Below are 12,336 nucleotides of genomic sequence, written 5' to 3'. Positions count from 1 at the left end.
TCATGGCCTTCCAGATTCGCACACCAAAACAGAAGCCGCTTAATCAGCTTTCAGAGCATACTCTTTCTGTGTATGAGCGCATTTTTCCAACTCAGTCCGCAGTTAACGCGCTGGCAGATTTGAATGGAGATACCAGCGCTCAAGCCATTGCTAACCGCGCACGCATGGGTAAGAAAGAGCGCTTAGCGGATGACAGGCTAAACAGTTTGGAGGCCAGAACACAAATACTGACTCGTCACAGTTCGCTATCAATCATGCTAGCCAATGGTTACTTGGTAACGGAAAAGTTTTTCGGTTATGCCGAGGCCCGTGACAGATTAATGAATGCCGACAGAGCGTTGACGCTCGGCGGTATCAATCTCAGCGTTTGCGATGATGAGTTATGTGACATTGCAGAAGAAAAAGCACGTGTTTTCGAGCTCAAAGTTAAATTGCAAATTCACACCTACAAGCTTTATCTCGAATTGTGCCAGGCTATGCAGCGTTACAATATCGAGCCACCTGCATTTGATGATGAATACTTCAATATGGATGCAGGCCAGCGTGCCCAACTTAAACCCGCTTATGTCGCCAATGTAATGAACCTTCTTTCAGGTGCTCTGAATCGCATGGCTTGTCCGCTGTGGTGGCGCAGACGTTTGCGCAGTAAGCAAGCTTTGGTTATCGAGCAGCTGGCGCGAGACCTGAGGACCGTACATAAAAAATCATCGCCATATGTCAGCGAATTTACCATCCGAAATAAGCGTGAACGCAGAAGTAAATCAGACCGTTTGATGTCTGATTTGTATGTTGTTCCCGAGGGCTCTAACCCGTATCGGGATTTCGAAACCCTTCATGATGTGGCAGCTCGTAGCTCATCAAGCGGCTACCAGCTTGCCTCTGAATTAATGGTCCGTATTCGCGGGTTTGAGGAGTGTGCTAAAACGCTAGGTCATCGTGGTGAATTTTACACACTGACTGCTCCGAGTCGTTTCCACTCGGTCCATGCTAGCGGTATTCCGAACCACAAATACAATGGCTCGACGCCGAATGACGCACAGGAATATTTTAACGAACTTTGGAAGCGCGCCCGAGCGCTGTTCGCTAAGCAGAAAATCCGGCCATACGGTTTTCGTGTTGTTGAGCCCCATCATGACGGCTGCCCGCATTGGCATATGCTGCTTTTCTTTGCTGATGGTCAGGCTGTGGAAGCACGGAAAATTTTACGCAAGCTATCTATGCAAGATACGCCGTCAGAAGTTCGAACATCGTCAACTCGTTTTAAGGCAATTGCCATAGACCCCAACAAAGGGTCCGCCGCAGGTTACATTGCGAAATACATAACGAAGGCCGTTACAGGCTCAAATATCGAATCAGTAAATTGCTCTCAAGCTGGTGAAATGTCCGTTCTTCCTGCTGATGCCGCAGAGCGTGCCAGTACATGGGCAAGTACCTTTAATATCCGTCGATTTCAACAAATCGGCGGTCCCAGCGTCACGACATGGCGTGAACTCAGAAAACTAGGTCAGGGAGACACCGGAAAATGCGAGGTAGCAAATAGCATGAACACAGATTTAGACACGGTATCACGGTATGCACTGGAGAAAGTCAGGTCAGCTGCGGATGCGTCAGACTGGGCGGCGTTTTGTATCGCAATGGGTGGTGTCCAGGTTAAACGCAAAGACCAGACTTTGCGGATTCACTATCAAATCCCTGACATCGTTGACCGTATCACAGGTGAGATAAGCCGCTCAGAATCCAATAGCCCATATTTCACCACCAAGTACGGTGACACTCCTGCAAATAGGATTTTGGGTGTTGCGTGGGATTCAGTAGTTGTTATCACGCGCAGAGGGACCAGTCAGATTTTGACTGATAAAGAGCTTAAAGCGCAACGCAAGATAATGATGGGTGTCAGCGAATCTATCGAGAGCTGGATAGAGGATGGCCGTTATATGCAGCCCAGCGAAGAAGAAATGGCGTTTCTCGAATCGTGCGCTATCGAGGATTACCAGAATATGTGTTTGTTCATGGATTACGAAGCTTTGGGTTCTGTTATCCAGAGCGACGAAGTCGCGACCTTGGACTTGTGTCATTAACTGTAACCCAGAGGCGAATATGAACTATCAGGTACAACTAATCGACTTTTTGACATCGCAGTATCAACTAATTGAAAGCTACATAAAGGAGCAATAGACATGGCCAGTATTGAAGGCGCTATCACTGATGTGAATTTAGTGAACAAAACAGACGACAAGGGCGCTCCGTTGCCTCAGTCAGGTGAATTTAAATTTCATACAAAGAATCCGGCAAGCATCTGGACTGTAAAAGTAACGCCTGAGCAAGTGGCGGACGGCACTTATCGCCAGCTTGAATCATTGCAATCGGACCCGAATGGATGGGGCCTGAAACCAGTGCTGCTCAATCTTGAGTATTACGAGGGCGCGAACGTTGCTCGTCAGATGGCTTGGAATGGTTTCCGACTAAATTCGATTGCAACTGAATTGAAAAAGGCGAGTTAATCCATGGCTACTTGTGTAGAGCTTCAACACGGCCAGCTAACTCCGACTGCTCAGAGTATTGAGAGTTGCGCGGGATTCGTCTTGTTGGAGCCCACCGAGTACCAACAATTTTTACTGGGGTCATCCCTATTTGACCCGAACATGATTGACCAAGTGACGGCTCAGCAATTGTTTATGTCAGGGTTTTCACTTGTCCTTGTTTGCTATCTCGTGTCATGGGGATACGGGACGGTTATTAACTGGTTTCGGCCAGAACACGATAATTAAATCAACAGGAGAAACACCATGGACTTTAGTTCTATTACATCAGCAGTAGATGCAACAACCATCGTTGCGGCAATCACGGCAATTGCGGCAGTCAAGATTTTGCCGGGCGTTGCGAAGTGGGGGTACAACAAAGTTATCGGCTGGTTCCGTTAGGGCCTCCATCAGACAAAGGCCCGAAAGGGCCTTTTTACTTTGAGGGATATAAAAATGATTTGGGGGATATATTATGCTGCACTTGGTGTCGCGTGCGCGGTTGCAATCATTCGCGGTTTCAATGAGTCGTAGGGCGTTTTCGCTACTTATGCACGTGCTACGTCACCCTATAAAAACCGTATTCTTTTTCTTAAAAATGTGGTTCGTCCTAGTTCTTTTTACCGTTTTTTCGTTCGGCGCCTTTGCTCAAATCAACCTCCGAGACGAATACGACATGGTTGGAGTTGAACCCATGACTGAATCGGTTGGCGAGTTTCAGTGTGATACTTCATCTACCGCCATCTCTGTCGGAACGTCAATGCTGGCTGCGTGTAAAGACGTTTGGCAGGCAAAATACAGTGACGGCGGCAGCGGTACAGACCGTTGCTTTTATAGCGTCGAGTTTGACGGTTACTGGGCAATCGTTACGTCTGGCCGAGGTACACCAGATAATTGTGTATTATCCAAGGTGCGTACAAAAATGTCCCGTAACGCTCGCGGTTTGGGGACTATTGATTCTCAAAAATCATGTCCCCCTGAAGAGTGGCCGACACACATACATAAACTGCGCGTTTCCTGCGATGGAGATATTTGCTATGCGGATAGTTCTCAACCTGAGATGTGTTACAAAAAGCTCAGCCAGACGGACAAAGACGAACGCCCCAAAAGCTGCTCGTCTATGATTGGGAACAATGCCGGCTTTTATGGTGTGAAAGTTGATAATGCTACTCACCCAGACAGTAGCAAGCTTAAGTGCGTAGAGAACGGTTCCGATGCATCCGGAAAAACAAAGTATTGCGAGGTCACATCGCGAGTATGGGTTGACCAATTTAGCTCAGATACACACACCTACTGGAGCCCTGTTGGGGGTGGTACGTTTACAGGTGCCAGTTGTCACAATGCTGAATCTCCTATGGGTGATTACGAGGACCAGTTTTGTTCGGTAACGTCTGAGAGTGGCGTTTACCGTGTTGACTGTCCAGACGGTCAATTTGCTATCAACTGGAACACCGTTCAGGGTCTTGCTGAAGCTTCAGCTCAAGACAACCAGCGTATTGCCGCGCTCGAATCAAACACCATCTCAAGACAGGAACTTGATGCTTTGCTTGCTGCTGGCCAACTCCAAGGCGAGCAGGGAGAAAAGGGCGAGCAAGGTGAGCAGGGTGAAAAAGGCGAAAAAGGAGAAAAGGGTGAGCAAGGTGAACAGGGTGAACAGGGTGAAAAAGGCGAAAAAGGAGACAAGGGCGAGCAAGGTGAAAAAGGTGCTAAAGGCGACAAGGGAGACAAAGGCGAACAGGGCGAACAGGGCGAGCAGGGCGAACAGGGTGAAAAAGGTGAGCAGGGTGAGCAGGGGGAAAAAGGTGAGCAGGGTGAGCAGGGGGAAAAAGGTGAGCAGGGCGATAAAGGCGATAAAGGCGATAAAGGCGATAAAGGCGATAAAGGCGATAAAGGCGATAAAGGCGAACAGGGTGAACAGGGTGAGCAGGGCGTAAAAGGTGATAAAGGCGACAAGGGTGAAGCTGGCATCAAGGGTGAGCAAGGTGAACAGGGTGAAAAAGGCGAGAAAGGCGAGAAAGGCGCTAAAGGAGACAAGGGCGATAAAGGAGACAAGGGTGATAAAGGTGATAAGGGCGACAAAGGTGATGAGGGTAAAGTCGGTGTCAAAGGTGAGCAGGGCATAAAAGGCGACAAGGGTAACAAAGGTGATAAAGGTGACAAAGGCGACAAAGGTGACAAAGGTGACAAAGGTGAACGGGGTAGAGATGGCGTTGATGGTGTAGATGGGGTTAATGGTGTCGATGGCGTTGACGGTGAAGAAGGTGAGGCGGGTGAAGATGGTAAAAGCTGCTCTGTCTCTCGTGTGAACGGTCACAATGCTCGAATTACCTGTGAAAATGGTACAAGCGTAGAAATAGAGGGGGTCGATGAAGCGGGCATTATCGATGAGCTGGTCAGGCAAACTGAGGTAATCGAGGGGTTTGTGGGTACTGGTGATGGTGAAATTCCGTCTTTGGATTTATCCGAACGCCCTGATGCATGGACTGAGATTGCGGAATTTGACTGGGAAGAAAATAATTTTGGGACCGTGCTCGAAGAGCATGTCAATGAAATTAAGCAGCAGCCAATTTTCACGGCTATCGACGGCTTTTTTGATGCCTCATTTGGTGGTAGCTGTCCGACATGGAGCACATCCGTTAACGTTATGGGCGCTACGCTGGATGTAACGATAGACCAGTTTTGTTCGGCGGCGGTGCAAGATATCTTGCCGCTCATTTCGAGAATACTAATGCTTTGCGCGGCATTCTTTGCATGGAGGATTGCAATTGAGTGATTTCATTACTTGGCTACGTGATACGTGGCAGGCGTTGATAGACTGGTTTTACGAGGTCATATTGTTCACCTTCAATGCGTTTATGTGGGTTGCTCTTCAAATATTTACGCTGTTTCTGGAGGGGATTAGACATGTTTTGTCCTTGATTGAGCCGCCCGAATTTATATCGGGTGGTATATCTGCATTTACCGCGGGTATTCCTCCTGATGTATCTTATCTGTTAGGGGTGACGGGGTTTGATAATGCACTGGCTATTATCGGCTTAGGTTATACGTTTCGGCTGACTCGCAAGCTATTCACTCTCGGACAATGGTAGGTACACGATGATTATATTTCACGAAGGCCTGCCAGGTTCGGGTAAATCATACGAGGCAGCTGTTAATCATATTCTGCCAGCTTTAACGGCTGGTCGCCGTGTGTATGCTCGCATTAATGGGTTTAACATCCCAATGTGTGCTGAATTGATAGGCAAAACAGAGCGGCAGGTCAGGGATCTCTACACTGAAATTAGCGAAGATGATGTACATCGAATTCCTGAGATAGTCAGCAACGATTCAATGGTCGTCATAGATGAAATGCAGAACTTCTTTCGGTCTGGTCGTCAAAAGCTGTCTGACGAAATGACGCAATTTATTGCTGAACATAGGCATCGTGGTATCGATATAATCGGAATGGGTCAGGCGCTTGCGGATATTCACACTACATGGCGGCGACGTATCGAGCGTAAGGTTACATTTCTCAAGCTGTCTATGGTTGGTCTTGATAAGAAATACAAATGGGAGATGTACCAAGGGGCCATCAATGGTGAGAAGGGCGATATTACCTTTCATAAGATAAAGTCTGGTTCTGGCAAGTACGATGAAAAATACTTCGGTTTATATGCATCACATCAGGCTGAGACAGATAACACAGACGTCTATAGTGATGACCGAGTAAATATATTTAAGAGTGCGGCATTCCGTATCTATTTACCGACATTCCTTTTTGTCGTTGCTGCTGCTATTTGGTTTTTGGTCAGCCTATTTTCTGGCGATGTAGGCATGGTAAATGGCGACCCTAAGCAAGCTCAAAAGCAAGTAGAGCAGTCACAATCGCGACCTGTTCAAACAGCTGGTGTAACTCAGCCTGTTCAGCAAAAGCGAAGGGGGCAACCGACAAAGGTGGCCGTCCATCCGTACCAAAAAATCAGGGATACAATTCAAAATAATGTGGCATACATTACGTATGAGGAGGTACATCAAGGTCGTGTCATTGATTTGATTCTGGTCGTTGAAACGACTGCCCGACAAACAATTGATGTATTTAGCAGGAATGAATTGCTAATGCTTGGTTATCGATTGCGGAAAACTGAGCTGGGTATCGAGGCATATTACAAGGATGTTTTGTCGGCCGTGTTCCGATACAAACCCAACCGCGATGTATTCAGACAAATTCCTGATGATGTTGCTCCTGACCTTAAAAGTGATTTTGGTAACTAAGGGGGTCACATGACTAAGCAGAATCGATATGAAGATAAGCTAAAATCAGAAGGGTTGAAAAAGACGACTGTGTGGCTACCGGAAGAAATGGAGCCTGAGTTGCGGGAGCTAATCGAATTTTTCAGGCGTAACCGCCATTGTGAGCCCATGCTTGTTGCCAGAGATATGAATACAAATAAATTTGTTTCGATTAGAAATAAATGAACCGACTAAACCCAAGCATTTAGATGCTGTCCCTTCTTTAATGGGTGATTTTGATTGATTGCAATTCAACTTGTTGAATTTCAATCAATCAAATCACCCCTAAGTCTCACGCACTCACAAATCACCACTATCAATAATCAGGTACGCCAGAGCAGGACAGCCGAAGGCTGTGATAAGCATTCCAGAGACTTAGTATTGTTTCTTTTTGGTTATCAAGGAAGGTGGGGTTGGTCATGGTTCGGTCTGCGTATTCGCGCTTATTTTCGCTGCGCCCCGATTTTAATCGATACAGAAAAGTAGGTTCGCCACCTGATAAGCTGAAAAAAAACTGGACAACAACTGGACACTTTCCATCAGGTACAAAAAAGCCAGTTAGAGATTGTCTCTCTAACTGGCTGTTTTATAACACTTTAAAGTGGTGGAGCTGGGGGGATTTGAACCCCCGTCCAGAAAGCGTCGACCTTCGGTCCTACATGTTTAGTATCGTCTTTTGGTTAACCTTTAAGTCTCGGACGAACACGATAAGTAAAGGCGAGGCCGCTTAGTTTTAGCCCTTCAACCCCGGCCAGGGTTTCCGTAGCGATCTTGTGTAGGGTGACACTCCAGAACCAGAACCACAAGCATTTCATGGAGGAGTGCTAGCGGGCTATTATGCCGCTAGAGCGTAGTTATCGTCGTTTGCGATTACTTTAAATGCGGCTTTTTTACGAGGCCAACCGCCCCTCGACATGCACCTCAGGCTTCATGAATCCTGTCGAATCCTAATCAGCCCCGATTCAGTCATAAGACATAAATCTTAAAATACTTTTCCATCGCCAGCAAAGCTAGCTATGTTGCGGATTTTAGCGATATTGCATTGGTTTGACAACCTTTTTTCGTTTTTATCTAGTGTGTCTGTTTTTTATCTCAGTATGAACGAAGTCGCATGTGGGGAGTTTGGTTTTTATTTGAACGGAAAGCTTCTAATAATCATCCATTTTGTTTATATTGAAAACAAATTGTAACTAAAGTAATCAATCAATAGGCTGTGCGAATGATGAAGGAACGCATCCCTTTAAAGGAAAAAAACAAAGAGGTTACGAGATCTCAAAACCTAAAGGTACACCCATCAAACACTAATGCAGGTGAAGGCGCGCATTCTTCAACCAATCCTAACAAAAGTAAGCTCTACACTATTTTTGCTGGTGTAGGCGTAGTGTTAGCCAGTCTGGCTTTTAGTTTTTCATCACAAATATCAAGCGCTTTAAATACAGATTCTATTAGTAGCAATGAAATAAGCGCGATAAATAGCAATTTCAATACAGCGGTGGCTAATGGCACGACAATTTTCCTGCCTGTCGACTTTTTAGATAGTAAAGAAAGACAAAAAGCTAAAAATGCTTCAGGTTTACCTGAGTCTGAAGCAGAGCACTTATTGAAAGAAGCTGAGGGAGGGTATATCTCGCTAGCCTGGATTACAGTTTGGGATAACTTGGCCGAAGATGGCGATGTGATAGAGGTTAGCGCCGGTGGAATGACACATATTGTTCCTATTATGCACAAACCGACGACAATCGTTGTTCCTTATTCAATGGGTAATGCTCAGCTCATGATTAAGGGACTCAGAGATGGCGGCGGAGGCATTACCGTGTCGGCGAAAACAGGCTCTGGGGATTTAGCGTTACCTCCTTTGGAAGTTGGTGAAGTTAAAAACTTGAGGTTTAACTAGATGACAAAAAATAGCTTTTTTAGATTTTGTCTGGTCGTTTCGGCTTTCATTTTAGCTTTTGTTTTTGCAACTTCTCTAGCTTGGCTAGTTGTTATCGTATTGTTAGGTTTAGCTATACTTATTCTGCTAGATAGTTTGTTAGTGCTTCCACATGGCCTGAACTTATTGCTTGCTAAAGTAAGAAGCTATTTACCTCATAAAATTGATAACCAAGGTTACAACTCAACTCAAGGATCATCTTGCCAGGCAAAAAGTCACAACCCCAATGTTCAGCAGGTGCAACAAAAGCAAGAAAGTAGCCGCAACGACATTAAAGAAGAGGTACGTGTAGCTTTAGAGATGATTAACAACCACCAGTCGGACGCATTAGAAGAGATAAATAAACTAGTCGAACAAGTGAAAGCTGCTAAAAAGCACAATCAAATTGGTTTTGGCGTTCACTCACCAGCGGTACTGGTTGCCATTTCAGGTCCGAGTGGCACAGGCAAAACATACATTTCAGAGCTCTTGGCAAAGCTATTTTACAGCTTTGATGCACTGCCTTCGATGCTAAGTGTGTCTTTATCGAAAACTCGCTTTAAAGGATATGAACCAGCGTCGGTCATTGAACATTTTTTTGGTTCTGCCAGAGGTGGAGCCATTGTAATAGATGATTGCGATTGGGTAGTGGAGTCAACAAGCTATGATAATCACAAAGCTATTGAGAGTTTGGGGCCTGCGCTGTCTGAGTTTGTTGAGGAGAACCCTAAGCGATTTATCGTGGTAATGAACGGCAGTGAAAAGCAAATTGACAGAGTATTTTCAGATTCGAATAAAAAATGGCTGCGCAGCTTCTATGTGGTAAAGATAAATACAAAAGCAGTGTCACCTAAAAATCTCACCTCATTAGTTAAAGACCTGCTGCAACAAAAGCAGTGGTCAGTTGCAGAAGAGGCAACGTCACGTATTGAGCGTGTATTTTCTCATTTAGAAAGAATAGAAAAAGATCATTTTAGTTACGCACATGAGGCGAGGAAATTCGCTGATTCTTTAATTGCTTACAAAATGCAAAAAGGTGAGGTTTGCAATAAGCTAATAACAGAACAAGATGTTAACGAGGTAATGGACTAATGAATAATCAGGGCTTTATAAAAACTAAGAAATCCCGGAGTGAAGTGACCAGCAAACGTGATTCACTCACAGAAGTGCTAAACGAATTTGAAGATATGATTGGTTTAGATTCAGTAAAGGAAGAAATCAATAAACTAATCGCCTTTGCAAGATTGATAACGCTCAGAAGAGAAAGAGACATACCAACGGGGGCAATCAACCTCCATATGGTTTTTTCAGGTCCTCCAGGCACAGGTAAGACTGAAGTCGCCAGAAAAGTCGGCAAATTATTAAAATCAATAGGACTGCTGAGAAAAGGACACTGTGTAGAAGTAGATAGAGCAGCCCTTACAAGTGTTTACGCAAATTCCGGGGCGCAATTGATGACAGATAAGGTCAAACAGGCTCTTGATGGTGTTTTATTCATTGATGAAGCGTACACGTTATCAGGTAGTGATCCATTAAATGGCCCTGATAAGTCTGGACAAGAAGTGATAGATACCTTGTTAAAGTTAATGGAAGATAACAGAGACAGGTTAGTTGTTATTGCAGCGGGTTATACAGATGAAATGCGCCGTTTTATCGAAAGTAATGTTGGTTTGAAGTCTAGATTTTCCAGAACGGTTGAATTTGAATCGTATGACTCCGAAGAGTTGTTCGATATCTTCAGGCTTATGGTAAGAAAGGGGCATTATTTCCTGACAGAAGACGCCGAAGAAGCCTGTCGTAAGCACATACAATGGATGGCTAAGCAAGCCAGAGACCGTGACTTTGGCAATGCCCGAGCCATACGTGGTTTTTTTGAGCAGTTACTGCCTTTGCAAGCTGAACGTATTGCTTTTACACCAAACTATGAATCAATGAGTAATGAAGAGTTACTGACTATCGAACTTGAAGATGTAGTCAAAGCAACAGATGAGGGCTGATTAACATGTTAGGTAGTATGGTGAGTAAAGGGCGAGAGCTTTACCATCAAGACCGCCTCTGGCAGTTGATGGTCAGGCTGATAGCTGCGGCCTTAGTGGCTCTATGCTTAATTAAAGTATGCCAGAAAATATTTGGGGCAAATAGTCCCAACATAACGAGTAATCAACAGCACTCTGCTTCATACAAGCCTTCTGTACCGCCTCGCGCTTTTAGTTCGGGAGGCACTTCACAAACTGGGCGAACGATAAATATGCCTATGTCAGCTCAGGACATAGCAAGCAATGAAAGGCTTAAAACGCTGCATTTAGCTGCGCAATCGATAGACAAATCTAGCCATAGAGCAAATCAATGTGAGCAATATTTGCTGCTAGGTCAAGACATAACGGCTTATGACAAAAAAAGGGCAAAACCAGTTCATAACCAAATTTTGACTGAAATTTCACGTTGCAAACTAAGTAATTCGCAAAGCGATAAGAGGTTAAGTGCTTTAGAAAGTGCAGCTAAAAACTTTCAACAATTAAAAGACGTAAATAGCGCAATAGGACTCATCACTAGCTCGTCACAATTGACGGATTTTGACAAAGAGAGATCTAACTTCTCGCAGTTTGAAGGTTTTTTAGCAAATCTGAGTTTAGCACAGCAGCTTAAAAATGAGAGTGACAACAGAGTTTCAAACCTTGTTGATGCTTTTGGAGTATTTGAGGCTAATCGTACAGTTGAGAGTGAAGAAGAATTACTCACGGCATACAAAAAGCTTACTAAAGTCGACAAGTCTAGAAACTATCATGGCTATCAGCAGCTTGTGTTTAATTCATCACAAAAAATGGCCGAGGATAGAGTAAAACGTACTCAGACACTTATTCGTCTTGAGTCTTTGGTAGACAGAGCCGAAAGTCGAGAAAGTATTGCAGATACAGAGTTGGAAGCATTTGCTAACGTACTAAACTATTTAAATACTATTGACTCTGTACTTTTAACAGAGCGTGAAAAAGAGTTAGTAGAACAAGCCAGCGAATTGTCCTTTGGTCATCAAGTGCAAAAACTAGATGACTTAATAACCCATTTCAATAGCACAAAAAGCAACGACTTAATCGAGCCAATAGCTAGTCAGTTTAAGCAAATAAAAGCGAGTTACCCTAACCGAGTGACGGAACTAAACAATGATATAAGTGCTATTTCACTTGATGCTGTAACTAAGGTTGAAGCGAGTAATCAGAGGCTGGCAGCTTTGATAAACGCAGCGGAAAATTTAGCAAATAAAATGAGCCCAGCCAGCATTAGTCAGATACAACAGGCGCAAGGTCGCTTAACCAAGCTCGATTTAACTCGGCTTACGGCGGAGCACAACCAAGCTATTAGGCTTGCTGAAAAGGCATCATCTGGTGTGTTAGAAAGTGATGAACGAATTAAAAGTTTTGTGTTGGCGTTTAATAACTATGTGAATCAGGGGTGCTCTAAAGTAACTTTAAATGCGCTAGTCAAATCTAAAAATGTACTCGGTAAGCTTGACATAGCTCGGACGTCAGAAAAAGTTAAACGCGCTATTGATATAGCAAATTCTTATACAGCTAGGACTTATTGCATAGAAAGTCCATTGAGCAAAGTTAGACCAATAAATAATTCAAGGGATTAAATAGA

11 protein-coding genes and 1 other RNA gene are annotated in these 12,336 nt (G+C 44.4%); 11 read left to right on the top strand and 1 reads right to left on the bottom strand.

The window, feature by feature from the left end; all coding sequences use genetic code 11:
* The first annotated feature begins 2 nt into the window (after window positions 1-2).
* The 7 genes from ACXAH1_RS05485 to ACXAH1_RS05455 all read left to right on the top strand — a co-directional run bounded on the left by ACXAH1_RS05485 (window position 3) and on the right by ACXAH1_RS05455 (window position 6,974).
* The gene (locus ACXAH1_RS05485) at window positions 3-2,078 is read left to right on the top strand and encodes a replication endonuclease (protein ID WP_475194550.1); all 2,076 of its coding nucleotides are present in this window, start codon (window positions 3-5) and stop codon (window positions 2,076-2,078) included.
* 99 nt (window positions 2,079-2,177) lie between these two features.
* On the top strand, window positions 2,178-2,501 hold the full coding sequence (locus ACXAH1_RS05480) for a hypothetical protein (RefSeq protein ID WP_475194549.1): 324 nt from the start codon (window positions 2,178-2,180) through the stop codon (window positions 2,499-2,501).
* Window positions 2,502-2,786: 285 nt separating this feature from the next.
* Window positions 2,787-2,921, top strand: a complete 135-nt coding sequence (locus tag ACXAH1_RS05475; protein ID WP_475194547.1) for a hypothetical protein — start codon at window positions 2,787-2,789, stop codon at window positions 2,919-2,921.
* Between the two features lie 292 nt (window positions 2,922-3,213).
* Entirely contained in the window at window positions 3,214-5,292 is a 2,079-nt protein-coding gene (locus ACXAH1_RS05470) for a hypothetical protein (protein WP_475194546.1), read from the top strand.
* Window positions 5,285-5,608, top strand: a complete 324-nt coding sequence (locus ACXAH1_RS05465; protein ID WP_475194545.1) for a DUF2523 family protein — start codon at window positions 5,285-5,287, stop codon at window positions 5,606-5,608. The genes ACXAH1_RS05470 and ACXAH1_RS05465 overlap by 8 nt, the downstream gene beginning before the upstream one ends.
* Before the next feature lie 7 nt (window positions 5,609-5,615).
* Entirely contained in the window at window positions 5,616-6,770 is a 1,155-nt protein-coding gene (locus ACXAH1_RS05460; protein WP_475194543.1) for a zonular occludens toxin domain-containing protein, read from the top strand.
* 9 nt (window positions 6,771-6,779) lie between these two features.
* A complete protein-coding gene (locus ACXAH1_RS05455) occupies window positions 6,780-6,974 on the top strand; it encodes a hypothetical protein (protein WP_046004240.1) in 195 nt (64 codons plus the stop codon).
* A 416-nt stretch (window positions 6,975-7,390) separates the two neighbouring features.
* Here the strand turns inward: ACXAH1_RS05455 and ssrA are convergent.
* Window positions 7,391-7,747, bottom strand: a transfer-messenger RNA (tmRNA) gene (gene ssrA / locus ACXAH1_RS05450).
* Between the two features lie 260 nt (window positions 7,748-8,007).
* Between ssrA and ACXAH1_RS05445 the strand changes: the two genes are divergently transcribed.
* From ACXAH1_RS05445 to ACXAH1_RS05430, 4 genes are read left to right on the top strand one after another with little or no spacing between them, the layout of a single operon-like run.
* Complete coding sequence (locus ACXAH1_RS05445; RefSeq protein WP_475194542.1) at window positions 8,008-8,682, top strand: hypothetical protein; 675 nt, start codon at window positions 8,008-8,010, stop codon at window positions 8,680-8,682.
* The gene (locus ACXAH1_RS05440) at window positions 8,683-9,792 is read left to right on the top strand and encodes an AAA family ATPase (protein ID WP_475194540.1); all 1,110 of its coding nucleotides are present in this window, start codon (window positions 8,683-8,685) and stop codon (window positions 9,790-9,792) included. It begins immediately after the preceding gene.
* Window positions 9,792-10,697: an AAA family ATPase gene (locus tag ACXAH1_RS05435; RefSeq protein ID WP_475194536.1), complete on the top strand. Its 906-nt coding sequence runs from the start codon at window positions 9,792-9,794 to the stop codon at window positions 10,695-10,697. Before ACXAH1_RS05440 ends, ACXAH1_RS05435 begins: the two co-directional genes overlap by 1 nt.
* A gap of 5 nt (window positions 10,698-10,702) precedes the next feature.
* The gene (locus tag ACXAH1_RS05430) at window positions 10,703-12,331 is read left to right on the top strand and encodes a hypothetical protein (RefSeq protein ID WP_475194535.1); all 1,629 of its coding nucleotides are present in this window, start codon (window positions 10,703-10,705) and stop codon (window positions 12,329-12,331) included.
* The last annotated feature ends 5 nt before the right edge of the window (window positions 12,332-12,336 follow it).

This window comes from Pseudoalteromonas sp. AWH4_217, from assembly GCF_056161105.1.
This window is presented reverse-complemented; position numbering and strand designations above follow the sequence as displayed.

Excerpts from the sequence above, each read along its gene's own strand:
- ACXAH1_RS05475 (WP_475194547.1), top strand. The coding sequence starts at position 2,787 with ATGGACTTTAGTTCTATTACATCAGCAGTAGATGCAACAACCATCGTT.
- ACXAH1_RS05435 (WP_475194536.1), top strand. The coding sequence starts at position 9,792 with ATGAATAATCAGGGCTTTATAAAAACTAAGAAATCCCGGAGTGAAGTG.
- ACXAH1_RS05430 (WP_475194535.1), top strand. The coding sequence starts at position 10,703 with ATGTTAGGTAGTATGGTGAGTAAAGGGCGAGAGCTTTACCATCAAGAC.
- ACXAH1_RS05470 (WP_475194546.1), top strand. The coding sequence starts at position 3,214 with ATGACTGAATCGGTTGGCGAGTTTCAGTGTGATACTTCATCTACCGCC.
- ACXAH1_RS05455 (WP_046004240.1), top strand. The coding sequence starts at position 6,780 with ATGACTAAGCAGAATCGATATGAAGATAAGCTAAAATCAGAAGGGTTG.
- ACXAH1_RS05460 (WP_475194543.1), top strand. The coding sequence starts at position 5,616 with ATGATTATATTTCACGAAGGCCTGCCAGGTTCGGGTAAATCATACGAG.
- ACXAH1_RS05485 (WP_475194550.1), top strand. The coding sequence starts at position 3 with ATGGCCTTCCAGATTCGCACACCAAAACAGAAGCCGCTTAATCAGCTT.
- ACXAH1_RS05445 (WP_475194542.1), top strand. The coding sequence starts at position 8,008 with ATGATGAAGGAACGCATCCCTTTAAAGGAAAAAAACAAAGAGGTTACG.
- ACXAH1_RS05480 (WP_475194549.1), top strand. The coding sequence starts at position 2,178 with ATGGCCAGTATTGAAGGCGCTATCACTGATGTGAATTTAGTGAACAAA.
- ACXAH1_RS05440 (WP_475194540.1), top strand. The coding sequence starts at position 8,683 with ATGACAAAAAATAGCTTTTTTAGATTTTGTCTGGTCGTTTCGGCTTTC.